General features: G+C 67.6%; 25 protein-coding genes. 14 read left to right on the forward strand and 11 right to left on the reverse strand.

Features of this window, described 5'->3' with window-relative positions:
- Nucleotides 1-45 precede the first annotated feature (45 nt).
- On the forward strand, nt 46-1,080 hold the full coding sequence (locus tag E1261_RS09510; protein WP_132404907.1) for an iron-siderophore ABC transporter substrate-binding protein: 1,035 nt from the start codon (nt 46-48) through the stop codon (nt 1,078-1,080).
- Here the strand turns inward: E1261_RS09510 and E1261_RS09515 are convergent.
- Nucleotides 1,077-1,622 carry an alpha/beta hydrolase gene (locus E1261_RS09515; RefSeq protein WP_132404909.1) on the reverse strand — a complete coding sequence of 182 codons (546 nt, stop codon included), beginning with the start codon at nt 1,620-1,622 and terminating at the stop codon, nt 1,077-1,079. The two genes, E1261_RS09510 and E1261_RS09515, sit on opposite strands and share 4 nt — an antisense overlap.
- 71 nt (nt 1,623-1,693) lie before the next feature.
- Here E1261_RS09515 and trpS point away from each other — a divergent pair, with 71 nt between their 5' ends.
- Genes trpS through E1261_RS09530 form a run of 3 tightly spaced genes read left to right on the forward strand, consistent with a single transcriptional unit; the run spans nt 1,694 to nt 4,354 of the window.
- Nucleotides 1,694-2,743 (forward strand): tryptophan--tRNA ligase, encoded by a 1,050-nt coding sequence (trpS, locus tag E1261_RS09520; RefSeq protein WP_132404911.1) that lies wholly within the window; start codon nt 1,694-1,696, stop codon nt 2,741-2,743.
- Entirely contained in the window at nt 2,743-3,255 is a 513-nt protein-coding gene (locus E1261_RS09525) for a 2'-5' RNA ligase family protein (RefSeq protein WP_132404913.1), read from the forward strand. The genes trpS and E1261_RS09525 overlap by 1 nt, the downstream gene beginning before the upstream one ends.
- A gap of 28 nt (nt 3,256-3,283) precedes the next feature.
- Nucleotides 3,284-4,354, forward strand: a complete 1,071-nt coding sequence (locus tag E1261_RS09530) for a YihY/virulence factor BrkB family protein (protein ID WP_132404915.1) — start codon at nt 3,284-3,286, stop codon at nt 4,352-4,354.
- Nucleotides 4,355-4,405: 51 nt separating this feature from the next.
- Here E1261_RS09530 and E1261_RS09535 read toward each other — a convergent pair whose 3' ends face one another.
- Together E1261_RS09535 and E1261_RS09540 are read right to left on the reverse strand one after the other, a co-directional pair.
- A complete protein-coding gene (locus E1261_RS09535; RefSeq protein WP_132404917.1) occupies nt 4,406-5,509 on the reverse strand; it encodes a D-alanyl-D-alanine carboxypeptidase family protein in 1,104 nt (367 codons plus the stop codon).
- Between the two features lie 215 nt (nt 5,510-5,724).
- The gene (locus E1261_RS09540) at nt 5,725-6,666 is read right to left on the reverse strand and encodes a zinc metalloprotease (RefSeq protein ID WP_132404919.1); all 942 of its coding nucleotides are present in this window, start codon (nt 6,664-6,666) and stop codon (nt 5,725-5,727) included.
- Between the two features lie 209 nt (nt 6,667-6,875).
- Between E1261_RS09540 and E1261_RS09545 the strand changes: the two genes are divergently transcribed.
- The 9 genes from E1261_RS09545 (at nt 6,876) to E1261_RS09585 (ending at nt 17,393) form a co-directional block, all read left to right on the forward strand.
- Entirely contained in the window at nt 6,876-8,231 is a 1,356-nt protein-coding gene (locus E1261_RS09545) for a glutamine synthetase family protein (protein ID WP_202874532.1), read from the forward strand.
- Nucleotides 8,212-8,931 carry a gamma-glutamyl-gamma-aminobutyrate hydrolase family protein gene (locus E1261_RS09550; RefSeq protein ID WP_132404921.1) on the forward strand — a complete coding sequence of 240 codons (720 nt, stop codon included), beginning with the start codon at nt 8,212-8,214 and terminating at the stop codon, nt 8,929-8,931. Before E1261_RS09545 ends, E1261_RS09550 begins: the two co-directional genes overlap by 20 nt.
- Nucleotides 8,928-10,262 carry an aldehyde dehydrogenase family protein gene (locus E1261_RS09555; RefSeq protein ID WP_132404923.1) on the forward strand — a complete coding sequence of 445 codons (1,335 nt, stop codon included), beginning with the start codon at nt 8,928-8,930 and terminating at the stop codon, nt 10,260-10,262. The genes E1261_RS09550 and E1261_RS09555 overlap by 4 nt, the downstream gene beginning before the upstream one ends.
- Nucleotides 10,263-11,042 carry a 3-oxoacyl-ACP reductase gene (locus E1261_RS09560; protein ID WP_132404925.1) on the forward strand — a complete coding sequence of 260 codons (780 nt, stop codon included), beginning with the start codon at nt 10,263-10,265 and terminating at the stop codon, nt 11,040-11,042. It abuts the gene before it with no gap.
- A 9-nt stretch (nt 11,043-11,051) separates the two neighbouring features.
- Entirely contained in the window at nt 11,052-11,771 is a 720-nt protein-coding gene (locus E1261_RS09565) for a FadR/GntR family transcriptional regulator (RefSeq protein WP_132404927.1), read from the forward strand.
- Between the two features lie 72 nt (nt 11,772-11,843).
- On the forward strand, nt 11,844-13,376 hold the full coding sequence (locus E1261_RS09570) for an amino acid permease (protein ID WP_238176093.1): 1,533 nt from the start codon (nt 11,844-11,846) through the stop codon (nt 13,374-13,376).
- Nucleotides 13,377-13,568: 192 nt separating this feature from the next.
- Nucleotides 13,569-16,325: a helix-turn-helix transcriptional regulator gene (locus E1261_RS09575; protein WP_132404929.1), complete on the forward strand. Its 2,757-nt coding sequence runs from the start codon at nt 13,569-13,571 to the stop codon at nt 16,323-16,325.
- 22 nt (nt 16,326-16,347) lie between these two features.
- Nucleotides 16,348-16,569 carry an SCO4848 family membrane protein gene (locus E1261_RS09580; RefSeq protein ID WP_132404931.1) on the forward strand — a complete coding sequence of 74 codons (222 nt, stop codon included), beginning with the start codon at nt 16,348-16,350 and terminating at the stop codon, nt 16,567-16,569.
- Nucleotides 16,566-17,393, forward strand: a complete 828-nt coding sequence (locus E1261_RS09585) for a M55 family metallopeptidase (protein WP_132404933.1) — start codon at nt 16,566-16,568, stop codon at nt 17,391-17,393. The genes E1261_RS09580 and E1261_RS09585 overlap by 4 nt, the downstream gene beginning before the upstream one ends.
- Here E1261_RS09585 and E1261_RS09590 read toward each other — a convergent pair.
- From E1261_RS09590 to E1261_RS09605, 4 genes are all read right to left on the reverse strand, one after another.
- Nucleotides 17,390-17,692, reverse strand: coding sequence for a hypothetical protein (locus E1261_RS09590; protein ID WP_132404935.1), 303 nt, complete (start codon nt 17,690-17,692; stop codon nt 17,390-17,392). The genes E1261_RS09585 and E1261_RS09590 overlap by 4 nt on opposite strands.
- A 23-nt stretch (nt 17,693-17,715) precedes the next feature.
- The gene (locus E1261_RS09595) at nt 17,716-18,885 is read right to left on the reverse strand and encodes a sialidase family protein (protein WP_132404937.1); all 1,170 of its coding nucleotides are present in this window, start codon (nt 18,883-18,885) and stop codon (nt 17,716-17,718) included.
- The gene (locus E1261_RS09600) at nt 18,878-19,369 is read right to left on the reverse strand and encodes an RNA polymerase sigma factor (RefSeq protein WP_132404939.1); all 492 of its coding nucleotides are present in this window, start codon (nt 19,367-19,369) and stop codon (nt 18,878-18,880) included. The genes E1261_RS09595 and E1261_RS09600 overlap by 8 nt, the downstream gene beginning before the upstream one ends.
- Before the next feature lie 93 nt (nt 19,370-19,462).
- The gene (locus tag E1261_RS09605; protein ID WP_238176094.1) at nt 19,463-20,248 is read right to left on the reverse strand and encodes a helix-turn-helix transcriptional regulator; all 786 of its coding nucleotides are present in this window, start codon (nt 20,246-20,248) and stop codon (nt 19,463-19,465) included.
- Between the two features lie 79 nt (nt 20,249-20,327).
- On the opposite strand from E1261_RS09605, the gene E1261_RS09610 reads away from it, so the two are divergent.
- A complete protein-coding gene (locus E1261_RS09610; protein ID WP_132404943.1) occupies nt 20,328-20,753 on the forward strand; it encodes a DUF2000 domain-containing protein in 426 nt (141 codons plus the stop codon).
- 1 nt (nt 20,754) lies between these two features.
- Here E1261_RS09610 and E1261_RS09615 read toward each other — a convergent pair whose 3' ends face one another.
- The 4 genes from E1261_RS09615 to sdhC are packed head-to-tail and all read right to left on the reverse strand — an operon-like array spanning nt 20,755 to nt 24,049.
- Nucleotides 20,755-21,459, reverse strand: a complete 705-nt coding sequence (locus tag E1261_RS09615; protein ID WP_132173147.1) for a succinate dehydrogenase iron-sulfur subunit — start codon at nt 21,457-21,459, stop codon at nt 20,755-20,757.
- Complete coding sequence (gene sdhA / locus E1261_RS09620) at nt 21,459-23,201, reverse strand: succinate dehydrogenase flavoprotein subunit (protein WP_132404945.1); 1,743 nt, start codon at nt 23,199-23,201, stop codon at nt 21,459-21,461. Before sdhA ends, E1261_RS09615 begins: the two co-directional genes overlap by 1 nt.
- Nucleotides 23,202-23,214: 13 nt before the next feature.
- Nucleotides 23,215-23,670: a succinate dehydrogenase hydrophobic membrane anchor subunit gene (locus tag E1261_RS09625; protein ID WP_132404947.1), complete on the reverse strand. Its 456-nt coding sequence runs from the start codon at nt 23,668-23,670 to the stop codon at nt 23,215-23,217.
- A gap of 1 nt (nt 23,671) precedes the next feature.
- On the reverse strand, nt 23,672-24,049 hold the full coding sequence (gene sdhC / locus E1261_RS09630; protein ID WP_132404949.1) for a succinate dehydrogenase, cytochrome b556 subunit: 378 nt from the start codon (nt 24,047-24,049) through the stop codon (nt 23,672-23,674).
- Between the last annotated feature and the right edge of the window lie 61 nt (nt 24,050-24,110).

Below are 24,110 nucleotides of genomic sequence, written 5' to 3' on the forward strand. Positions count from 1 at the left end.
GATTAGGTTAGGGCAACCTAAACGTTCACCCCCTGTGAGGTCCCGATGCGCAACCTGCTGCGCCCGCTCGTGCTGCTCGTCGTACCCCTGCTCGCCCTGACCGCCTGTGGCGCCGAAGCCAAGGAACCCGCGGCGGCCGACGGCCAGACGCAGGGTGGGGTCGAGGCGGGGGCGTACCCCGTCACGATCAAGAACAAGTACGGCGACGCCGTGATCAAGGAGTCGCCGAAGCGCGTCGTCGCGGTCGGCCTGATCGAACAGGACGCGCTGCTCGCGCTGGGCGTCGTACCGGTCGGCACCACCGAGTGGTTCGGCGAGAAGCCGGGTGCGCTGTTCCCCTGGGCCAAGGAGAAGCTCGGCAGCGGCGCGTTGCCGACGGTGCTGAGCGACAAGGACGGCATCCAGTTCGAGAAGCTGGCCGCATTGCAGCCGGACCTGATCGTCGGTCTGTACTCGTCGATCACCGCGGACGACTACAAGAAGCTGACGGCGATCGCGACGACGATCGCGCAGCCGGCCGACGGCAGCGCGGACTACAGCGTCACCTGGCAGACCGTCACCCGGACCATCGGGCAGGCCGTCGGCAAGCCGAAGGCGGCCGATGAGCTGGTCACGGGCGTCGAGAAGAAGTTCGAGGAGGCGCGCGCCGCGCACCCCGAGTTCAAGGGCAAGACCGGCCTGATGGCCTCGCCGTGGGAGGGCTACTTCGTCTACGGCCCACAGGACCCGCGCTCGAAGGTGCTCGCCGACCTTGGTCTCGTGATGCCGCCGGAGATGGACAAGCTGGTCGGTGACAAGTTCGGTGCCAACATCAGCGCCGAGAAGATCGGCCTGTTCGACCAGCAGGTCCTGGTCTGGTTCCCGGCCAAGGACGGGACCGCCAAGCTGAAGGCCGACCCGCTGCTGAAGAACCTCAAGGCCCGCACCGAGGCGCGGGAGATCTTCATCGAGGAGGACTACAACGACCTGTTCTACGGCGCGACCAGCTTCGTCTCGGTCCTCAGCCTCCCGATCGTCCTCGAGAAGCTGGTCCCCAAGCTCGCCGCCGCCCTCGACGGCAACCCCGCCACCAACGCCTAAGGCCAGACGACCTCGTCGAGGAAGTCCTCCACGGCCGTCGCCACTTGCCCCAGTACGGCGGCCGACGCCGCGAGCCGGCCCGGGACGTACATCCCGTGGCTGGCCTCCGGCACCTCCAGCACGTACGGCGTCAGTTCGCGCGCGACGGCGGAGTCCCACAAGGCGTCCGCCGTACCGCCGACGACCAGGAACGGCGCTGTCGCGCGACGCAGCCCGTCCACGACCCACGGATCGGTCAGGATCGGGCTCAGCCACACCGCCGGCAGGCCCCGGTCGGCGACGAGCGGACTGGCATAGCTGCCCAGCGATCGGCCGATGAGCAGGACCTCACCGTCGGTGACGGACAAGGCGCGTTCCACCTGTGGCACGACCCAGGGGCCGCGTTCCGCTTCGGTCAGCGTCAACGGACGGTCTGGCTCGTCCCACCAGATCCGGTGGATCTGCGCACCCCGCTGCTCCGCGGCATCTGCGGCGTACATGGGTAGTGGTGCGCTCGGGCCGTTCTGGCCGCCGGGGACGACCACAGCGGTGCGTGAACTCATAACGCGGACTGTATGACCCTCGGGGGTGACCCGGTGTGAACGAGGACCGGGGCGCTGGCAGAATCGGGGGTATGTCCCTTGCTGCGCCTGACCCCTCCGCAGCCGGAACCGAGCGGCGCCCCCGGGTGCTGTCCGGGATCCAGCCGACGGCGGACTCCTTCCACTTCGGCAACTACCTCGGGGCGGTGCGGCAGTGGGTGGCGCTGCAGGACGACCACGAGGCGTTCTACTGCGTGGTCGATCTGCACGCGATCACGGTGGAGTACGAGCCGAAGGCGCTGCGGGAGCGGACCCGGCGGTCGGTGGCCCAGCTGCTCGCGGCCGGGATCGATCCGGAGCGGTCGACGCTGTTCGTCCAGTCGCACGTGCCTGAGCACGCGCAGCTGGGCTGGGTGCTGGGGTGTATCACCGGGTTCGGTGAGGCCAGCCGGATGACGCAGTTCAAGGACAAGTCCGCGAAGGGTGGGGCCGACCGGGCGACCGTCGGCCTGTTCACGTACCCGATCCTGCAGGCCGCGGACATCCTGATCTACCAGGCCGACCGCGTCCCGGTCGGTGAGGACCAGCGCCAGCACCTGGAGCTGACCCGCGACCTCGCGGGCCGCTTCAACCACCGGTTCGGCAAGACCTTCCGGCTGCCCGAGCCGTACATCGTCAAGGAAACCGCCAAGATCGCGGACCTGCAGGACCCGACCGCGAAGATGAGCAAGTCGTCGTCCTCGCCGGCCGGGATCATCGACCTGCTCGACGACCCCAAGGTGAGCGCGAAGAAGATCCGTTCCGCGGTCACCGACTCCGGCCGCGACGTGATCTTCGACCCGGAGAACAAGGCCGGCGTGGCCAACCTGCTGACCATCTACTCGGCGCTGACCGGTAAGAAGATCAGCGAGCTCGAGGACGAGTACGCCGGTCGCGGGTACGGCGACTTCAAGAAGGACCTGGCCGAGGTCGTGGTCGAGTTCGTCACCCCGTTCCGCGAGAAGACGCTGGCCTACCTGGACGACAAGGCCCAGCTGGACGCGATCCTGGCGGCCGGCGCCGAGCGGGCCCGCGCGGTCACCGAGCGGACGCTGACCCGGGTCTACGACCGGCTCGGCTTCGTCCCCGGGGCAGGCAAGTAGTGGCGACGATCGGGGTTGCGATCCCGATCGCGGAACCGTTCGGCTCGGAGCTGCAGAAGTACCGGGCCGAGTTCGGCGATCCGATGGCCGCCTCGATCCCGACCCATGTGACGCTGCTGCCGCCGACCGAGATCGACGACGCGGCCCTGGCATCGATCGACGAGCACCTGCTCGAGGTGGCCGCCCGGTTCCCGAGCTTCCGGATCCGGCTCCGCGGTACGGCGACCTTCCGGCCGATCTCGCCGGTCGTGTTCGTACCGCTGGCCGAGGGCATCTCGTCGTGTGAGGTCCTGCAGTCCCAGGTCCGGTCGGGTCCGTTGGCGGTGGATCTCCGGTTCCCGTACCACCCGCATGTCACGGTGGCCCACGACTTGGAGAAGGACGCGCTCGACCGCGCGTACGACACCCTGTCGGAGTACGACTGCGCCTTCGACGTCACGGCCTTCGACCGTTACGAACACGGTGCCGACGGCGTGTGGCGCCCGCAGCGCTCATTTCCCCTGACAGGCTGAGCTACCTTTCCCTGGGTACAGGAGCGTCATGAACATCAAGGCTGTCTGGAGGCGCTTCGCGCGCACCCAGATCTGGCGGGCGTGGCAACGGTACGGCGATCGCCGGGGCAACCGGTTGGCCGGGGCAACGAGTTTCTTCGGCTTCCTGTCGTTGTTCCCGCTGATCGTCCTGGCCGCGGCCGTTACTGGTCCGCTACTGGGCAGCTCGGCGATCTCGGGATTGAAGAAGGCGCTGCAGGAGAACCTGCCCGGGATCGGCGACAAGATCGACATCGACTCGCTGATCGCCAACGCGGGCACGATCGGGCTGATCTCCGGCATCTCGCTGCTCTTCACCGGGCTCGGCTGGATCGACTCCCTGCGCGCGTCGATCCGCTCGATGCACGAGCTCGACGACCAGCCTGGTAACGCGATCCAGCTCAAGCTCGCGGATCTCGGTGCGCTGATCGGCCTCGGCGTGATCGGCGCGGTCGGTACCGGCGCGTCGTCGATCCTGACCGGGTTGTCGGAGCGGATCGTCGCCGCGGCCGACCTCGATGGCACCTGGCTCGCGAACTGGGGTCTCGACGCGATCAGCCTCGTCCTCGGCATCGCGGCCGGCGCGCTGCTCTTCCTCTACCTGCAGACCGCCTTGCCGCGGATCATCCTGCCCCGCAAGGTGATGCTGATCGCGGCCCTCGCGGGTGGCATCCTCTTCTACCTGGCCCAGAAGCTCGGCAACGTGTACGTGAAACACGTGCTCGGTTCCAACGCGGCGTACGGCGCCTTGGCCCTCCCGCTCGCGCTGCTGGTCTGGATCTACCTGATGACCCGCGTCATCATGCTGATCGCCGCGTGGACCAAGGAAGCCGGCCTCGACGCGATCGCCCGCGAGACCGACGACACCGCCCGCCTCCGCATCTCCGAAGCACCCCTCCCGGCCGGCATGTCCGTCGAAGAGCCCCTCCTGCTGGGCCCACCCGGCAAACGCTACAAAGTCGTCCCCATCCCCCAGAAGAAGGCCGACACAGTCGCCGTCGCCGCCGGCGCCGTACTAGGCATGGCCGTCACCACCATCGCCGTACAACTAGCCAAAGCAGCCCGCTCCACCCGCCGCTAAAACCCACAGCGTCCGAAGGAACGGAGGGCGTGGTCGGCGTGTCTTCGGACGTTAGTGGCGGCGTCTCCGCGGGCGCTTCAGGAAGAGGCCGAGGAGGAGGACTGGGGGTGCGGCCCAGAACCAGACGGGCGTGCTGACGAAGAACGAGTTGACCGTGCGGAGCTGTTTGTCCGTCGTACGGCGGCTTGGGGGGATCGGGCCGGCTGCCTGCGGCTGTCCGTCGGCGGGGCCGGTGGCTTCCTTCGGGGGTGCGACGGGCTTGACCAGGGAGCCGACCGGGCTGAGCTTGTCGTAGTTCTTGAACGTCCAGCTCAGCAGCTTGCTCGCGTCCTCGGTGATGCCGTGCGGGGCGTTCATCATCGTCACGACCAGGGTGTGACCGTCCCGCCGGGCCGCGCCGATGAACGTGTTCCGGGCGAGCGTGGTGTAGCCGGTCTTGATGCCGAGGGCGCCGTCGTACTTGAAGAGCAGTTTGTTCTGGTTCGCGACCTGGTAGGTGCCTTTGGTGGTCAGCGGGTAGTTCGTGAACTTCGTCTTCGCGTACTTCGCGAAGTCCGGCCGCCCGAGTCCCGCCTGGGCGAACAAAGCGAGGTCGTAGGCGCTGGAGTACTGACCGTCCGCATCGAGCCCGGTCGGGTCCGTGACAGTGGTGTCGAGCGCGCCGAGATCCTTGGCCTTGGCGTTCATCCGCTGGATGGTCCCCGCCGTACCGCCGTCGTCGTGCTCGCAGAGTGCGTGTACGGCGTCGTTGCCGGAGGCGAGGAACATGCCCTCGAAGAGCAGGTTGACCGAGTAGCGCAGCCCGGGGGAGATCCCGACCTTGCTGCCGACGATGTTCGCGTCGGCGTCCGTGCCGGTCACCTGATCGGTCTTCTTCAGCCGAGGTAGTAGCACCAGCGCGGTCAGCGCCTTGAGCGTGCTCGCGGGCCGCAACTTCGCGTGCGGCGCCTTCGCGGCCAGCACCTGGCCGGTGTCGATGTCGGCGACGACCCAGGCCGATGCCTGCACAGCCGGCGGCGTCGCACCGGCGGCGACCACCGTCGGCTTCGTCGTCATCAGCGCGCCGCCGACCGGTGCTTGCTCGGCGGCGGTCGCTGTCAGCGGCTGCGCGACCACCAAAGCGGTGGTCGCGCAGGCCGTCAGAAGCAAACGCATCGGCGGCAGCCTAGACGCCCAAAAGGGCAACCGTCATCTCGTGCCTCGTCAAGAAACGTTCGGCACCTCTAGCGGCGCCCCAGACGCCCGCTGGCTGCGTTGTCGTCGTCGCGAGATGCTCCGCATCGCGCTCCTCCTCCGCCTTGCCAGCGAACGACTGGACCACCGCTAGAGGCACCAACGTTCCTTGACGAGGCACAGGCCGCGTGTTCCGGTCAGGCCCGGTACGCCGTCCACATGTTGCTGATCCGGGTGCTCTGCCCGGGCGTGTACTGGTTGTAGCAAGAGTCGTACGAGTAGTCCATGTAGTTGTGGATCGGGTCCAGGCCAGACAGTGAGCAGGAGTCGCGGCCGGTCGGGCAACCGCTCGACGAGCTGCCCTGAGCCGGGGTGTCGGCAACCCCGTCGTTCGTGCTCGTGCAGCCACCCTGGAACGTGTGGTAGAGCCCGAACCAGTGCCCGGCCTCGTGCGTCGCGGTCTTGCCGAGGTTGAAGTTCGTCGCCGAACCACCCGGCAGGGACGTGTACTGCACGCGGATCCCGTCGATGCTCGGGTTGCTCGCGTAGTCCCACGGGAAGGTCGCGATCCCGAGGTAGGAGAAGTTGACCAGCCAGACGTTCAGCGCGTTCTTGCCACCCTTGCGGGTCTGCGCCCGGTACGTCGTGCTCTGGCCGTCCCGGTGCCACGTGTCGTTGTTGTACCGGTAGGTCCCGGCCAGCGTGAACGTGAACCCGGTGTTCGCGGCCTGGCTGGACTCACCACCGGCGAAGTTCTGGTTCAGCTCGGCGATCTGCTGGCTGATCTGGGTCGCGGTGACATCACCGGCACCACTGCTCGACCGCATCACGTGGATGTACACCGGCACGTTGGCTGCCGCGAGCTTCCCGGCCTTCGGGGCCAGCCCACGCGCCTGCTTGGCCTTCAGCAGCTCGGCGGTCCGGGCCTCGATCGACTTCTGCTCGGCCGCGGACATCTCCCGATGATCCTTCCCGAAGCCACCACGAGCAGCCGGTCCCTCGGCCGGCGTCAAACACGGGTTCGCGGTCTGATCAACCGGCAGCTGCGCGGTCGCCGTACCACCGAGCGGACTGAAAGCGAGCGCCCCACCGGCCAGCAACACGGCCAGGGCGCGGGGACGAGTAACGAAAGAGCGCATAAAGCGTCCTCCAGAGGCGGGCCGCTGGGCGGTGCGGCCGAATCCCCCGATTTTCCGCACCACCCCGCCAAGTGCCAACCAATTCCTGACCCCCCAGTGCCACGGCACCACCACGCCGCCGTACCGCTGATCACGGCCGCTCTGCATTGACAACAGGGCCGGGGCTTGAGTCAATGGATCGTTGGTAGACCATTGGAGTGAGGAGCGCTGTGAGCGGTCAGCTGGGTGTGCAGGAGCTTCGGGATCTGGTGGCCAAGGGGGAGGTCGACACCGTTCTGGTGGCGATCACGGATATGCAGGGGCGGTTGCAGGGGAAGCGGTGTGGGGGGCGGTACTTCGTGGAGGAGGTGCTGCGGCACGGGACCGAGGGGTGCAACTACCTGCTGGCGGTTGATGTCGACATGAACACTGTCGACGGGTACGCGATGTCTTCGTGGGCCAGTGGGTACGGCGATCTGGTGATGGCGCCGGATCTGGACACACTCAGGCTGGTGCCGTGGTTGGAGGGGACGGCCATGGTGCTGTGTGATGTGCAGTGGCTGGACGGTACGCCGGTTGTGGCCTCCCCGAGGCAGGTGCTCAGGAAGCAGTTGGAGCGGTTGGCGGCGCGGGGGATGGAGGCGTATGTCGGGACGGAGCTGGAGTTCATCGTCTTCGACGACACGTTCGAGGCGGCGTGGGACAAGCGCTACCAGGGCCTGACGCCGGGGAACCAGTACAACGTCGACTACTCACTCCTCGGTACGGCGCGCGTCGAGCCACTGCTCCGCGCGATCCGGAACGGGATGACCGGGGCCGGTCTGTACGTCGAGTCGGCGAAGGGGGAATGCAATCTCGGGCAGCACGAGATCGCGTTCCGGTACGACCAGGCCCTCAAGACGTGTGACAACCACTCGATCTACAAGACCGGGGCGAAGGAGATTGCCGCGCAGCACGGCAAGAGCCTGACGTTCATGGCCAAGTACGACGAGCGCGAGGGCAACTCGTGTCACATCCATCTGAGCTTCCGGTCGACCGACGGCGACGCCGTACTGGCGGGGGACCGCGAGAACGGGTTCTCCGAGGTGATGGAGCGCTTCATCGCCGGCCAACTCGCCTGCCTGCCGGAGTTCACGTATCTACTCGCGCCGAACATCAACTCCTACAAGCGATTCGTCGAAGGCAGCTTCGCGCCGACCGCGGTCGCGTGGGGACTCGACAACCGCACGTGCTCGTTGCGCGTGGTCGGGCATGGCGAATCGCTGAGGGTGGAGAACCGTCTGCCCGGCGGTGACGTGAACCCGTATCTCGCCGTGGCCGCGATCATCGCCGCCGGCCTGCACGGGATCGAGAACGAGCTGGAGCTCGAACCGATGCTGGAGGGCAACGCCTACGAGTCCGACAAGGACCACGTGCCGTCGACCCTCAGAGAGGCCGCGGCCCTGTTCACCGGTTCGCGGATCGCGCGCGAGGCGTTCGGTGACGAGATGGTCGACCACTACACGAACGCGGCCCGCGTCGAGCTCGATGCGTACGACGCCGCTGTCACCGACTGGGAGCGGATCCGTGGCTTCGAGCGCCTCTGACCGGCCGCGGATCGGCATCACGACGTACCTCGAACCGGCCAGTTGGGGGATCTGGAAGCGCGACGCGGCCCTGCTTCCGCGCGTCTACCTGGACGCGGTGGTCGCGGCCGGCGGCGTACCGCTCCTGCTGCCCCCGGTCGGGACCGACCCGAGCGTCCTCGACCTGCTCGATGGCCTGATCATCGCGGGCGGCTGCGACGTCGACCCGGGCGCCTACAACGCCGTACCGCATCCTGAAACGGCTGATACCCGCCCCGGGCGCGACGACCACGAGTCCATCCTGATCCGTGCTGCCCTCGATGCTGAGTTGCCGCTGCTCGCGATCTGCCGCGGCCTGCAGATGCTCAACGTCACGCTCGGCGGCACGCTGCATCAGCACCTGCCCGAGATCGTCGCGAACGACGGGCATCGGCCGAGTCCCGCGGTCTTCGGGCGGACCGAGGTGAAGGTCGAGCCGGGTACGCTCACCGCGCAGATCCTCGGCGAGCACGCCGGCGGCGACTGCTATCACCATCAGGCGCTCGACGCCGTTGCGCCCACGCTGAAGGTCACCGCGCGGGCAGACGACGGGACGGTCGAGGCCGCCGAGGTGGACGGCCACGATTTCGCGCTCGGCGTGCAGTGGCATCCGGAGGAGAACCCCGAGGATCTGCGCTTGTTCATCGCGCTGATCGACGCATCCAGGAGACACCAGTCATGACGTACGACGTGATCAACCCGGCCACGGAGAAGGTCGTCCGCACGATCGAGCTCGCGACCGTCGAGCAGACCGACGCGGCGATCGCCAAGGCTCTTAAGGCCTTCGGGACCTGGCGGAACGTCACTCCGGCCGACCGCGGGCGGCTGCTCAGAAGGTTCGCCGACGCGGTCGACGGCGACCTCGAACACCTTGCAGCGCTGGAGGTTGAGAACGCCGGTCACACCATCGGCAACGCGCGCTGGGAGGCCGGCAACGTCCGCGACGTGCTCACCTACTACTCGGCCGCCCCGGAACGCCTGTTCGGCAAGCAGATTCCTGTTGCCGGCGGCATCGATGTCACCTTCCAGGAACCGCTCGGCGTCGTCGGCGTGATCGTCCCGTGGAACTTCCCGATGCCGATCGCCGGCTGGGGTTTCGCCCCGGCCCTTGCCGCAGGCAACACAGTCGTCCTCAAACCGGCCGAGCTCACCCCCCTGACCGCGATCCGCCTCGGTGAACTCGCGCTGGAAGCCGGCCTGCCGCCAGGCGTGCTGGAGATCATCCCCGGTGCCGGCACGGTCGTCGGGCAACGGTTCGTGACGCATCCCGCCGTACGGAAGGTCGTCTTCACCGGGTCGACCAAGGTCGGCAAGCAGATCATGGCCGGCTGCGCGGACCAGGTGAAGCGGGTGACGCTCGAGCTGGGCGGCAAGTCCGCCAACATCGTGTTCGCCGACGCGGATCTCGAGAAGGCCGCGGCCCAGGCGCCGTACGGCGTCTTCGACAACGCTGGCCAGGACTGCTGTGCCCGCTCGCGAATCCTGGTGGAGCGCTCGGTCCACGACCGCTTCCTCGAGCTGCTGGAGCCCGCGGTGAAGGCGTTCAAGGTCGGCGACCCGGCCGATCCGGCCACCGAGATGGGCCCCCTCATCTCGCGGCAACAGCACGACCGCGTCACGTCGTACGTCGAGAATCCGCTCTTCCAGGGCACTGCGCCGGAAGGCCCCGGCTACTGGTTCCCGCCGACCGTACTCGGCCATGTCGTACCCGACGAGATCTTCGGCCCAGTCGTCAGCGTGGTGCCGTTCGACGACGAGGCCGATGCGTTGAAGCAGGCGAACGACTCCGAGTACGGCCTGTCCGGCTCGATCTGGACCCGCGACGTCGGCCGCGCTCTCCGGGTCAGCCGGGGCGTCGAGGCCGGCAACCTGTCGGTCAACTCGCATTCGTCGGTGCGGTACTCGACACCGTTCGGCGGCTACAAGCAGTCCGGGCTCGGCCGCGAGCTCGGTCCGGACGCGCTGGCCGCGTTCACCGAAACCAAGAACATCTTCATCAGCACGGAGGACTGAATGACTGACGTCAAGGCGAGCCGCCTCGAGGGGCGCGTCGCGGTGGTGACCGGCGGTGCGAGCGGGATCGGTCTGGCGACAGTACGCCGGTTCGCGGCGGAAGGCGCCAAGGTCGTGATCGGTGATGTCGACCCGGCCGCCGGGAAGGTCGCCGCGGACGAGGTCGGTGGGCTGTTCGTCGCCACCGATGTCACCGACCAGGCCGCGGTGGAGAACCTGTTCCAGCAGGCCTTCGACACCTACGGCAGCGTCGACATCGCCTTCAACAACGCGGGGATTTCGCCGCCCGACGACAACTCGATCCTGGATACCGGGCTGGAGGCGTGGCGCCGGGTGCAGGAGGTCAACCTGACCTCGGTCTACCTGTGCTGCAAGGCGGCGATCCCGTACATGCGGCGCCAGGGCAAGGGGTCCATCATCAACACCGCGTCGTTCGTCGCGGTGATGGGTGCGGCGACCTCGCAGATCTCGTACTCGGCCTCGAAGGGCGGCGTGCTCGCGATGAGCCGGGAGCTCGGTGTCGAGTTCGCCCGCGAGGGAATCCGGGTCAACGCGCTCTGTCCGGGGCCGGTGAACACGCCGCTGCTGACCGAGTTGTTCGCCAAGGACCCGGAGCGGGCGCAGCGGCGGTTGGTGCACGTCCCGATGGGGCGGTTCGGTGAGCCGGACGAGATCGCGGCCGCGGTCGCGTTCCTGGCCAGCGACGACTCCTCGTTCATCACCGCCAACACGTTCCTCGTCGACGGCGGCATCTCCGGCGCCTACGTGACACCGCTCTAGGCTTCGACCATGGTCACGCCTGCAGACGACGCCGTGTTCCGGCCGGTCCGGACCGGGAACCCGTTCGAGGAAACGGTCGAACGGTTGCTGCAGGCAATCAAGCTGGGCGTGGTCCGGCCGGGCGACCGGCTGCCCGCCGAGCGGGACCTCGCCACCCGGCTGAACGTCAGCCGGGTCACGCTGCGGGAGGCGATCCACGCCCTCACCGAGGCCGGGTTCGTCGAATCCCGCCGCGGCCGGTACGGCGGTACGTTCGTGAACGCGCAGTTGCCGAAACCCCGCCGTACGCCGGCCAAACGGATCGCCCGCGAACTGGGCGACGGACTCGACGACGCCCTGATCCTGCGCGACGCCCTGGAGACCGGGGCCGCCGAAGCCGCCGCCGTACGGGCGTTGACGTCCGCCGAGGAAGACCATCTGCGGAAGTGCCTGGCCGACACCGCGGCCGCGAAACTCACCGACTACCGCCGCTTCGACTCCCGGCTGCATCTCGCGATCGCCGAGGTCACCGGCTCGGCCTCGCTGACGTCGGCGACCGCCGATGTACGGATGCGGCTGAACGAACTGCTCGACGCAATCCCTTTGCTGGAACGCAATATCGAGCACTCCAACGACCAGCACGCCGCGATCGTCGACGCCATTCTGGCCGGTGATCCGGAGCGGGCCCGGCAGGCGATGAAGGAACATCTCTCCGGCACCGCAACGCTTCTGCGTGCCTTTCTTGTCTGACTGCTTGACTCTGCCAAGTGAGCATGTCTCAATGTGTCAAAGGTCTGCCGGAAGACCATTGAGGAGGCCCTCGTGAGCCAGGACAATGCCGAATCCGCCCCGATGACCGATGACGAGCAGCGGCTGCATCAGCTCGGTTACGCGCAGGAACTCTCGCGGACGATGTCCGGGTTCTCGAACTTCGCGGTGTCGTTCACGATCATCTCGATCCTGTCCGGCTGCCTGACGCTGTACGGGTTCGGGATGAACACCGGCGGCCCGGCCATGATCGTCTGGGGCTGGCCGTTCGTCGGGCTGATGACGTTGTTCGTCGGACTGGCGATGGCCGAGGTCTGCTCGAGCTACCCGACCGCGGGTGGTCTGTACTACTGGGCGGCCAAGCTCGCGCCGTCCAACGGTGCGGCCTGGGCCTGGTTCACCGGCTGGTTCAACTTCCTCGGCCAGGTCGCAGTGACGGCGGGTATCGACTTCGGTGCCGCCTTCTTCCTGAACGCCTTCCTGGACCTGCAGTTCGGCTTCAGTGCGACACCCGGCCACACGATCCTGCTGTTCGGGATCATCCTGCTGGTGCACGCACTGCTGAACTCGCTGGGCGTGAAGCTGGTCGCCCGGCTGAACGACATCAGCGTCTGGTGGCACATCGTCGGCGTCCTGTTCATCGTCGGCGCGCTCGTGCTGCTGCCCGACAACCACCAGTCGGCCGGGTTCGTCTTCGGTCACTTCGTCAACAACACCGGTTGGGAATCGACCTTCTACGTCGGCATGCTCGGCCTGCTGCTCGCGCAGTACACCTTCACCGGGTACGACGCTTCCGCGCACATGACCGAGGAGACGCACGACGCGGCGCGCTCGGGTCCGCGTGGCATCGTGATGTCGATCCTGGTCTCGCTGGGTGCGGGTTGGGTACTGCTGATCGGCCTCACGTTCGCGATCCAGAGCTACGACGGCGCCCTTGAGAGCGGAACCGGCGTACCGCCTGCGCAGATCTTCATCGACGCGGTCGGCCTCACGATGGGCAAGGTCCTGCTGCTCGTGGTGATCGGTGCGCAGCTCTTCTGCGGGATGGCGTCGGTTACGGCCAACTCCCGGATGATCTACGCGTTCTCCCGCGACGGCGCGCTGCCCGGCTCGTCGTTCTGGCACAAGATCAACCCGAAGACCCGGACGCCAACCAACGCCATCTGGCTGGCCGCCGGCGGCGCCTTCGTCCTCGGCCTGCCGTACCTCTGGAACACCACCGCGTACACCGCCGTCACGTCGATCGCGGTCATCGGCCTCTACATCGCCTATGTCCTGCCGACCCTGCTCCGCCTCGCCCAAGGCAAGAACTTCAAACCCGGCCCCTGGTCGCTCGGCCGGTGGAGCCGCCCGATCGGCATCATCGCGATCATCTGGGTCGCCTTCATCACCGTCCTGTTCATGCTCCCGCAGGTCAGCCCGGTCACCGGTAGCACTTTCAACTACACCCCGATCGCCGTCCTGGTCGTCCTCGGCTTCGCCTCGGCGTACTGGTTCCTCTCCGCCCGCCGCTGGTTCACCGGACCCAAGGTCCAGGGCTCCGAAGCCGAACTAGCCGCCATCGAACGCGACCTGGACGTCATCTGACTCCAGTCCTGAACGTTTCAGGTTTGCCGGGGCGCCATCTGGTGCCCCGGCACGATCGTGCCGTGCTGACCGCTCTGAGACGGCAGGATCCGGTGACAGGATGGTGTCGAGACGGTTTCCTCATGTGACACGTGCCGTGTCGGGCGGTCTTTGCCTGTTTTAATCGGCACGGGTAATCCTTCGAGGAGTTGTGTGACTGACGACGAGCTGGTTGGCCGGAGCGGACTGGTCGAGCGTGCGAAGAAGCAGCTCGAGACCAGCGGCAGTGTGCTGCTCTACGGTCCGACCGGCATCGGCAAGTCGGCGATGGGGCGAGCGCTGGTCGCAGACCGGACCAAGGCCGGTTGCCGGGTTCTGAGCGCCGCTCCGTCACAGAGCGAAGCCGGACTGCCGTATGTCACGCTCCTCGACCTCCTCTCGAACCAGCTCGAGCTGGCCTGGCAGGTGCTGCCGGACCACCTCCGCCAGCCCCTAGAGGTGGCCCTGCTCAAGGCGAGCGCTCCGGACACAGTCCGCGATGAGCTGGCCGTCCGCCTCGCCGTACTGCATGTACTGCGTCGTCTGGCGGCGAATGGGCCCGTCCTGCTCGTGGTCGACGATATCCAGTGGGTGGATCCGTCCAGTCTCGAGGTGCTCACGTTCTGTGCCCGCCGACTGTCCGAAGGCGTGCACATGCTCGCCACCGAGCAGGTGGCCGACGGCGACCTCCCGGTGATGGCTGAGGCGTGCCCGGAGCCGGTGCTGCAGCTGGAGGTACCCCCGCTGACCGAGCCCGACGTACTGGGTCTGCTGCGTCAGCGCCTGTCCAGCCCTCTCCCAGTCCGTACGGCGCGTCGCATCTTCACCGCGAGCGCCGGCAACCCGTTCATGGCGCTGGAGCTCGGTCGGGCGGTGCTGCGGCACCCGCAGGGCGTCTCGCCGAACGACCCGCTGCCGGTGTCGAGCCGGCTCAAGACGCTGCTCGGCGACCGCCTCTCCGACCTGAGCCTCGGCGCCCACGAGCTGCTGCTCCACGCGGCATCGTCCCCGCGCCCGACGACCACTCAGCTCGCGCAGTCCCTCGACCGGCCGATCGAGACCGAGCTGGCCGAGGCTGAGGCACTCGGCCTGATCGACATCGCGTCCGAGCGGCTGCGGTTCTCCCACCCGCTTCTCCGGGAGTACGTGTACGCCGAAGCCACGTCGGCCGCCCGCCGCCAGGCGCACGCCCAGCTCGCCGCAGTGGTCGACGAACCGGTCGAGAACGCGACCCACCGCGCATTGGCCACCCAGGAGGCCGACGCCGACCTCGCGATCGCCATCGAGGAGGCGGCCGCCGTCGCCGCCGGCCGTGGTGCGCCTGGCGCCGCCGCGACCCTCTGGCGACTCGCGGCCGAGCGGACTCCGGGCAACCTGCCGGACGAGCGCGCTCGCCGCCTCACCAGGGCCTCGGACGACGCTGCAGCCGCCGGGCATCTGGCGGAATCCGCTGAGATGGCGCGCCTCGCCGTACAGGCTGCGACGCGTCCTGAGACCAAGGTTCCGGCGTTGCTGCTGCAGGTCGACGCGGCCTGGCCGGATCGCGAGTGCCGGGTCGGTCTGCTGGCCGACGCCTTCGAGGTTGCCCAGGGCGACGATCGGCTCGAGGCGCGGGTTCGGATCGGGCTCAGCAACAGCGCGTACTTCGATCGCCGGCTCGACGAGGCTCAGGAGCACGCGCGGGTGGCCGAGGCGCTGGCCAGGTCGTCCGGCGACACCGAGGCGTTGGTCGACGCGCTGAGCGCGAGCAGCTCGGTGCTGATGTCTCGCCGGGCCGACCAGAGCGCAGACTTCCTGCTGGCCCAGGCTGCTGAGCTGGCCCGCGACCTGCCGTTGACCAAGGCGGTCGTGATCGCCCGCCAGATGGCTGCGATGAGCGAGCTGTTCCGCGGCCGGACGGACGAGGCGATCACCGCGATCAGTGCCCTCGTCGAAGAGGTCCGCGACGGCGGCGCGATGCGCTGGCTGGCCTCGGTGCTGATCTCGGCCACCGCGATCTACGAGCGCAGCGGTCGTGGCCCCGAGGCGTTGAGCGCGGGCCACGAGTGCTACCAGCTGATGCAGGACATCGGCGAAGAGGCCGAGGTCGGGCTCATCATCGCCAGCCGCGCGGAGTGGGCAGGCGGTACGGCGGCAATGGCCCGCCAGCTCGCGGATGCGGCGCTCGAGGGTGTTCGGCTGGTCGGCAATGACGAGTGGACTGGCCCGGCCCTCGCCGTACAAGGCCTGGTCGGTGTGCTGACCGGTGACCCGCAGCGAGCCGTCGAGGCCTTCGACTCCATCGCGGATTCCGGTGAGGCCGCGATGCCGTTCGACCCCGCGATCATCCCGTGGCACGCGGACTATGCCGAGGCACTGGTCGCGGCTGGTCGGCTCGACGACGCGGCCGCCCTGATCGCCGAGATCCGCTCCCGCGCGGCGACCTTGGACCGCCCGATCGTGCTGATCGGGCTGGCGCGTTCGGAGGCGCTGCTGATCGCCAAGCAGGGCGATCCGGCCGCAGCCCTCGAGTTGCTGGAGCGGACGATCAGCAGCGCGGGCGACCGCGTGTACCCGCTGGATCTGGCCCGCTGCGAGCTGACCCGCGGCCGGGTCGCGCGGCAGGCCCGGCGTCGTTCGGTGGCGCGGACGGCGTTCCTGGACGCGATCGAGCAGTTCGAGACGTACGGCGCTCCCGCCTGGCGCGAGGTGGCCGAGACCGAGCTGGCCCGCCTGGACGTGCCGAGCCGGAGCCGGCAGCCGTCCGAGCTGACCGACAACGAGCAGCAGATCGTGGCGATGGTGCGCGACGGTTCGACGAACCGCGAGATCGCCGCCGCGCTCTACCTGTCGGTCAAGGCGGTCGAGTCCCAGCTGACCCGCCTCTACCGCCGCTTCGGAGTGGCGAATCGCACCCAACTGCTGCGCATGGTGGACCGCCCCGGCACGTGACCCGGCCGGGCACAATGGCTGGGTGAAACTCGAACGCAAGCACGCCTTCGTCCTGCTCGGCATCGCGATCTGGAACGTGGTGACGTACCTACGTTTCATCAAGGCGCTGATCGACACCGAGGACCGCCCGACCGGGTACTACGTCGCCCACACGATCCTGATCGTGGTGAACCTGGTGATCGCGGCCGTCCTCGGCACCTGGGGAGTCCGCGCCTACAAGGCGGCCAAGGTCACCTCGTCGTGAAGGTCTACATCAGCGCGGACATGGAGGGCATCACCGGCCTGGTCGATGCCGAGGACGTGCAGCCGCCGGGCCGCGACTACGAGCGCGGCCGGGTGATGATGACCGAGGACGTGAACGCGGCCATCCGTGGCGCCTACGCGGCCGGGGCGACCGCCGTACTGGTGAATGACGCACACGGCCCGATGCGCAACCTGCTGCCGGACCTTCTCGACCCGCGCGCCGTGTTGATCAAGGGCCGGCCGAAGCCGATGGGCATGATCGAAGGGCTGACCTCGTCGTACGACGCCGTCCTGTGTGTCGGCTTCCACGCCCGCGCGGGCATCCTCGGCGTACTCAGCCACAGCTTCATGGGCCACGAGATCGAGGACATCTGGCTCGACGACCAGGTCACCGGCGAAATAGGCCTCTTCGAGGCGACCGCCGCGTCGTACGGCGTCCCGCTGGTCCTGCTCACCGGCGACGACACCGCCTGCGCCGAGGCAACAGCCTGGAACGGCGCCATCCACACGGTCCCGGTCAAATTCGCCAAGGACCGCTTCGCCGCCGAGCTCGTCCCGGTCGCCGAGGCTCGCGCCGCCATCTCAGCCGGTGCCGCCGAAGCCCTCCGCTCACTGCCGACTGTTGCCGCAGGCCCCGATCCCCGCACCCTCAGCGTCCGCTGGCAGTCCGCCTCGGTGGCCTCCCACCTGACCGCCATCCCCGGCGTCACCCGCCGCGACGACCGCACCGTGACGGTCACGGACGACATGCTCCAGCTCTACCGCCTCTTCAACCTCTTCCTCCGCGTAGCCACCGCAGTCACCTCGAACCCGCCGTACTGCTAACGCTTGAGCAGCAGCCGCACCGCAGGGGACAGTTCGAGCCCGAGGGCCAACCGTTGCCAGGCCTGCGAGAACGAGGACATCGACGTACTGGTCTGAAAGTTCCTGCGCAGGGTGAAGGCGACGGTCGAGAGCAGCGCCTGGCCGACCAGGAACAACACGCTGCCCACCACCGTGCCCGCGATCGAACCCCCCGCGAACTGCCCGTACAGAATCATCAGCAGGCCGATCAGCCACGCCACAAAACCCACTGTGTACGCCGCCGCGAGCAGCCGCGCGTTCTTCTCTTTCGACCAGTCCATCCGGTCAGTATGACGGTCCGCACCTAGCGCGGCTCGAAGTAGTTCCAGGTCGTTCCGCGGTCGGTGGAGAAGGCGACCTTGGTCGTCATGGGTTCGATCGTGAGGCCGTAAAGCAGATTGCTGTTGCCGGTGAAGTTGGTCAGGTCGGGTGCGTCGTTGAGGCGTTGGACCTGGCGGCCGGTGACGGTGTACAGCCCTCGGGTGGGATCACCGGGTAGCTGGCCGAGCAACAGGACGGTGCCGTCGTCGAGGGTGACCGGTCCGGCGCTGTGTCCGCCGGGCTTGGTAAAGAGCCGCCAGCTCTGTCCGGCATCGGTGGACACCTTCAGGTTCGCGATCGACACGAAGGTGTTGCCGGTGAGCGGGGTGAGCGAGGTGGCCGCGGTGGTCCGTCCGTTCGGGCTGACGGCCAGGTTCCCCGGGCTGCTCTCGACATCGACGGGCTCGGACCGCCAGCTGATTCCGCGGTTGTCGGTCCAGGCGACCTTGATCCGCGTCCGGCCGCTGAGTGTCCACCAGCGGCCGGTCTTGTCGCGGACGGGTGCGGACGGGGACAGGATCTCGTCCATCGGGGGTGTTGTGAGCGGACGGAGGGTCGAGTCCTTGAGGTTGAGCACCTGCAGACTTTCTGGGCCGAACTTGTCGGTCAGGACCTCATCTGTCGCGAACGTCTGTGTCGGCGCGACATAGCGCAGCAGCGTCCGCACCAGTCCGCGATTGGTGAGCCGGGCCAGGGACTGTTCGGGCCGATCGCCTGCAGGGGACATCGGCTCCCGCCCGGAGACCGCGACCGGCTCGTTGCCGACCTGCAGGAGGACGTACGGCTGGGTTTTCACCGGCAGGTACCACGACCGACCGTTCCGGCTCAGGACGGCGCCGTACCGGCAGCTCCCCCTGCAGTCGGCCCAACTCGCTGCCCACTGGTTCTCCGAGATCATGAGGGTGCCCTGCAGCTGAGCATCGGCGCTCTGCACCAGAGCCCGGCCCTCCTCTTCCGGGGAGGCCGCCGGTTCCGCGGAACCGCCGGGCAGGACGACCAGTGACACGATGGTCGCGACTATCCCGATCACCCCGGCAGTGGCGAAGGCCGTCTTGCGACGCCGGCGCCTGGTCGCGCGGCGGGCCAGTTTGTCGAAGGGCGGTGCGTCGATCGCCTGCTGGACCGACTGGGCCAGGTCTCTCAGATCAGACATGGTCGACCTCCTCGGCGAACTCACGAATCAGGGGAGCGAGGCGGATGCGGCCGCGGGACAGCCTGGCTTTGACGGTGCCTTCCGGTACGCCGAGCTGCACCGCGATCTCGCGGACCGGCAGATCGACAATGTGGTACAGCGTGATCACCTCGCGCTGGTCCCACGGCAGACGGCGCAAAGCGTCGACCAGGGTGACGTGGTCGGGGGTGAGCCCGGGAACCGAGTCGCCCGGCGGACCTGTCCGGCTCATGATCCGGTGAAAGGTGCTGGTCCGGCGGAAGCGGCTTCGGGCGATGTTCAAGGCGACCATCCGGAGCCAGGCCTCAGGGTTCTCGAGTTGGTTGAAGCGCCGTGGTTTCTCGATCGCCCGCACAAAGGCCTCCTGTACGGCGTCCTCAGCCTCGGGCAGACTGCCGCACAACGCGTAGAGCTGGCCGACCAGACGGCGATAGCAACCGTCGTAGATCTCGAGCAGGCTCTCCATCCGGCATGTCCCCCCAATCAGCGCTCAGCCTCTGCCTGCAGGACTCCCGGCTGGCAGCCGCTGGTTGCTGAATGTGACTCAGCTCACACAAGCTTATCGGCGGGCGAAAGCTGCCGGGGTGACGCCGAGGAGTTTGCGGAAGTGGCGGTTGAGGTGTGATTGGTCGTAGAAGCCGGCCAGCACCGCCACCTCGGCCGGTGGGCGTCCGTCCAGTAGGTAGCGGCGGGCCAGGTCGATCCGGCGGCCGATCAGGTACCGGTGTGGCGGCATGCCGAATTCGCGGCTGAACGCTCGGACCAGATGGACCGGATGCGCTTGCACGACCCTGGATGCCTCGTCGAGCGTGATCCCGGCGGGCACGTTGGCGTCCAGTAGGTCGCGGAGCTTCCTGGCGGCGCCGGGGTCGCGCTGGTCCGGCGGGCCGGTGACCTTTCGCTGAAGATGTTGCCGCAGCCGCTCCTCGATCAGGGTCAGCCGGCTCTGCGCCTCCAAGTCGTCGTCGCCGTCCACCAGGACCCCATGCAATTGGTGGATCCGGTGGCGTAGCGCTGCGTCGGCGTACTCGGGCTGGTCGACCGCCGCGCCGATCAGGTCGACGCCCAACCGGTCGGTCTCCAGGTAGAGGACGCGCTTGCGGAAGCCGTCCGGTTGCACCGATCGCCCGTCGTGCGGGACGTGGGGCGGCAGCAGCGACACCTGTGCCTGGGCCAGACCGTGCTCGCGGTGGTCCAGGTCGTACCGGACGGCGCCTTCGTCGACGATCAGAACCGTCCAGGCGTCGTGGGTGTGACTGGGATAGGCATGCGACGGGAAGTGCGCGTGCAGGACCTCGACGACGCCGCTGAGTGCGGGCCGCCACGCCTTCACGCTCGGTTTCACACTGACGAACATACGCTTCCCGCCGTACGGGCTAAGAACGTACAAGACGCCGCGCCCGGCCCAGGTCGACGATGGGCGGGTGGACAACGAACCGATTCGCTTCGAGACCAAGATCGCCGTACTGCTGCGGGAAGATCTGCCGACCTGGCAGCGGCTGAACGTGACCGCGTTCTTGGTGAGCGGGATTGCGGGGACGCATCCTGAGGTGGTGGGCGAGGCCTACGAGGACGCGGACGGGGTGCGTTACCTGCCGATGTTCCGGCAGCCGGTGCTGGTCTTCGAGGGGACGAAGGAGTTCCTGGCGACCGCTCATCAGCGCGCGTTGCAGCGCGGCGTCGAGCATTCGGTCTTCACTCAGGATCTGTTTGCTACTGGCAACGATCGTGACAATCGCGCCGCGGTGAAAGCGGTGACCACCGCGGCGCTCGACCTGGTCGGTCTTGCCTGTTACGGGCCCAGGAACGCCGTCGACAAGATCCTCAAGGGTGCCCAAATGCACCCCTGAGTCAGACGCGGCGGAAGATGAGCGCTCGCTTCACTTCCTGGATCGCCTTGGTGACCTCGATGCCTCGGGGGCAGGCGTCGGTGCAGTTGAAGGTGGTTCGGCAGCGCCAGACGCCTTCTTTGTCGTTCAGGATCTCGAGGCGCTGTTCGGTGCCTTCGTCGCGGCTGTCGAAGATGAAGCGGTGCGCGCCGACGATGGCCTGGGGGCCGAAGTACTGGCCGTCGGACCAGAAGACCGGGCAGGACGTCGTACAGGCGGCGCAGAGGATGCACTTGGTGGTGTCGTCGAAGCGCTCCCGGTCCTCCTGGGACTGGATCCGCTCGCGGGTCGGCTCGTGGCCGCTGGTGACCAGGAACGGCATCACCGAGCGGTAGGCGTCGAAGAAGGGTTCCATGTCGACGACCAGGTCCTTGAGCACCGGCAGGCCCTTGATGGGCTCGACGGTGATCTCCTTCTCCGGGTTCAGGTCCTTGATCAGCGTCTTGCAGGCCAGCCGGTTGCGGCCGTTGATCCGCATCGCGTCGGAGCCGCAGACACCGTGGGCGCAGGAACGGCGGAAGGTCAGCGTGCCGTCCTGTTCCCACTTGATCTTGTGGAGTGCGTCGAGCACCCGGTCGCCGGGCAGCAGCGTGACCGAGTAGGTCTTCCACTCCGACTCGTCGAGCACCTCGGGGTTGTACCGAAGGATCTTGACCTTGACGTCCATCAGTACTTCCGCTCCATCGGCTTGTAGCGAGTCTGGACGACCGGCTTGTAGTCCAGCCGGATGTTGATGTTGCCCTCGGCATCGACTTCGCGGTACGCCATCGTGTGCCGCATGAAGTTCACGTCGTCACGCTTGTCGTAGTCCTCGCGGAAGTGCCCGCCACGGGATTCCTTACGAGCAAGGGCCGACACGACCAGTACTTCGGCCAGGTCGATCAGGAAGCCCAGCTCGACCGCCTCGAGCAGGTCGGTGTTGAACCGCTTGCCCTTGTCCTGGACAGAAACCTGGGCGAACCGCTCCTTCAGCCGCTCGATGTCGACGAGCGCCTGCTTGAGCGATCCTTCGGTCCGGTAGACCTGCGCGTTGATGTCCATCGTGGCCTGCAGGTCGGTCCGGATGGCGGCGACCCGCTCCTCGCCGCCGGCGTTCCGCATGCCCTCGATGAGGTCGACCACGAAGGTCTCCGGTGCGTCCGGAAGCTCCTCGAAGACGGCGGTCGCGGCGTACTCGGCGGCGGCGATCCCGGCCCGTCGGCCGAACACGTTGATGTCGAGCAGCGAGTTCGTCCCGAGCCGGTTCGCGCCGTGCACGGACACACACGCGACCTCACCCGCGGCGTACAGGCCGGGGATCACGTCGTCGTTGTTGGCCAGCGCCTCGCCCTTGATGTTGGTCGGGATGCCGCCCATCGCGTAGTGCGCGGTCGGGAAGACCGGGATCTGCTCTGTGTACGGCTCGACGCCCAGATAGGTCCGCGCGAACTCGGTGATGTCCGGCAGCTTGGCGTCGATGTGCGCCGGCTCGAGGTGGGTCAGGTCGAGCATCACGTACGCCTTGTCCGGCCCACAGCCGCGACCTTCACGCACCTCGTTCGCCATCGCGCGCGCCACCATGTCGCGTGGCGCGAGGTCCTTCACGGTCGGTGCGTACCGTTCCATGAAGCGTTCGTTGTCCGAGTTGCGCAGGATGCCGCCCTCACCACGAGCGGCCTCCGACAGCAGTACGCCGAGACCCGCGAGACCGGTCGGGTGGAACTGGAAGAACTCCATGTCCTCCAGCGGCAGCCCCTTGCGCCACACGATGCCCATCCCGTCGCCGGTGAGCGTGTGCGCGTTGGACGTCGTACGGAAAACCTTGCCGAAGCCGCCGGAGGCGAACACGATCGACTTGGCACTGAAGATGTGCAGCTCACCGGTGGCCAGTTCGTAGGCGACCACGCCGGTGGCCTTGCCGGCCACCATCAGCAGGTCGAGAACGTAGAACTCGTTGAAGAACTCGACGTTCTGCTTGATGCACTGCTGGTACAGCGTCTGCAGGATCATGTGGCCGGTCCGGTCCGCGGCGAAACAGGAACGCCGTACGACGGCCTCGCCGTGGTTGCGGGTGTGCCCACCGAAGAACCGCTGGTCGATCTTGCCCTCGGCGGTCCGGTTGAACGGCAGGCCCATCTTCTCCAGGTCGAGGACCGCGTCGACGGCCTCGCGGCACATCACCTCGGCCGCGTCCTGGTCGACCAGGAAGTCACCACCCTTGACCGTGTCGAAGGTGTGCCACTCCCAGTTGTCCTCCTCGACGTTGGCCAGTGCGGCGCACATGCCGCCCTGGGCCGCGCCGGTGTGCGACCGGGTCGGGTAGAGCTTGGTGAGCACCGCGGTCCGGGTCCGCTTGCTGGACTCCAGGGCCGCGCGCATCCCCGCACCGCCCGCACCGACGATCACTACGTCGTACTGGTGCCGCTGCATATCTGAACTGTCCTTACTTGCAGACCGACAGCGTGCTGTGCGGGTCTAGGCAGGGATCGAAGGTGAAGATGACCAGGGTGCCGAGGACGACGATCACGATCGACGCCGTGATCAGCAGTGCCTTCAGCCAGAACCGTGTCTGGTCCTTCTCGGCGTAGTCGTTGATGATCGTCCGCATCCCGTTGGTGCCGTGCAGCATCGCCAGCCACAGCATCAGCAGGTCCCAGACCTGCCACAGCGGGTTGGCCCACTTGCCGGCCACGAAGGCGAAGTCGAGGGCGGTGATGCCGCCGCCGAGCATCAGGTTCACGAACAGGTGGCCGAGGACCAGGACGACCAGGGCGAGCCCGGACAGCCGCATGAACAGCCAGCTGTAGAGCTCGAAGTTGGTCTGGCCCGATCGGTTCCGGCCGCCGCCCTTGACGGAACGGGCGTGGGTGCTGGACCGCGGCGCTGCAATGTCGCTCATCTCAGCCTCCGAAGACGTGTGTGAGGTGCCGGATCACGAACGGCACGAACAACACGACCCAGACCACGCCGACGCCGATCATCAGCTTGCGCTGGTTGCGCGGGCCCTTGGCCCAGAAGTCGACCAGGATCAGCCGGATGCCGTTGAACGCGTGGAACAGGATGGCCCCGACCAGTCCGACCTCCATCAGGCCGACGATCGGGTTCTTGTAGGTGCCGATGACCTCGTTGTAGGCCTCCGGCGACACCCGGACCAGAGCGGTGTCGAGCACGTGCACGAGCAGGAAGAAGAAGATTCCCACGCCGGTGATCCGGTGTGCGACCCATGACCACATGCCCTCCCGGCCACGGTAGAGCGTGCCGGCTGGTTTGCTGGGCAAACCGATCCTCCGATCGGATCTCGGATCGAGAGCCGTGCGGCTGCCGCGATTCGGCTCGGCC

The sequence above is a fragment of the Kribbella albertanoniae genome, from assembly GCF_004348455.1.
Classification (GTDB): Bacteria; Actinomycetota; Actinomycetes; order Propionibacteriales; family Kribbellaceae; genus Kribbella; species Kribbella albertanoniae.

Bases quoted from the DNA above. Each gene is read 5' to 3' on its own strand.
- E1261_RS09625 (WP_132404947.1), bottom strand. From the start codon at position 23,670: ATGAGCGACATTGCAGCGCCGCGGTCCAGCACCCACGCCCGTTCCGTC.
- trpS (WP_132404911.1), top strand. From the start codon at position 1,694: ATGTCCCTTGCTGCGCCTGACCCCTCCGCAGCCGGAACCGAGCGGCGC.
- E1261_RS09560 (WP_132404925.1), top strand. From the start codon at position 10,263: ATGACTGACGTCAAGGCGAGCCGCCTCGAGGGGCGCGTCGCGGTGGTG.
- E1261_RS09540 (WP_132404919.1), bottom strand. From the start codon at position 6,666: ATGCGCTCTTTCGTTACTCGTCCCCGCGCCCTGGCCGTGTTGCTGGCC.
- E1261_RS09595 (WP_132404937.1), bottom strand. From the start codon at position 18,885: ATGTCTGATCTGAGAGACCTGGCCCAGTCGGTCCAGCAGGCGATCGAC.
- E1261_RS09555 (WP_132404923.1), top strand. From the start codon at position 8,928: ATGACGTACGACGTGATCAACCCGGCCACGGAGAAGGTCGTCCGCACG.
- E1261_RS09565 (WP_132404927.1), top strand. From the start codon at position 11,052: ATGGTCACGCCTGCAGACGACGCCGTGTTCCGGCCGGTCCGGACCGGG.
- E1261_RS09615 (WP_132173147.1), bottom strand. From the start codon at position 21,459: ATGGACGTCAAGGTCAAGATCCTTCGGTACAACCCCGAGGTGCTCGAC.
- E1261_RS09535 (WP_132404917.1), bottom strand. From the start codon at position 5,509: ATGCGTTTGCTTCTGACGGCCTGCGCGACCACCGCTTTGGTGGTCGCG.
- E1261_RS09510 (WP_132404907.1), top strand. From the start codon at position 46: ATGCGCAACCTGCTGCGCCCGCTCGTGCTGCTCGTCGTACCCCTGCTC.
- E1261_RS09600 (WP_132404939.1), bottom strand. From the start codon at position 19,369: ATGGAGAGCCTGCTCGAGATCTACGACGGTTGCTATCGCCGTCTGGTC.
- E1261_RS09515 (WP_132404909.1), bottom strand. From the start codon at position 1,622: ATGAGTTCACGCACCGCTGTGGTCGTCCCCGGCGGCCAGAACGGCCCG.
- E1261_RS09590 (WP_132404935.1), bottom strand. From the start codon at position 17,692: ATGGACTGGTCGAAAGAGAAGAACGCGCGGCTGCTCGCGGCGGCGTAC.
- sdhA (WP_132404945.1), bottom strand. From the start codon at position 23,201: ATGCAGCGGCACCAGTACGACGTAGTGATCGTCGGTGCGGGCGGTGCG.
- E1261_RS09530 (WP_132404915.1), top strand. From the start codon at position 3,284: ATGAACATCAAGGCTGTCTGGAGGCGCTTCGCGCGCACCCAGATCTGG.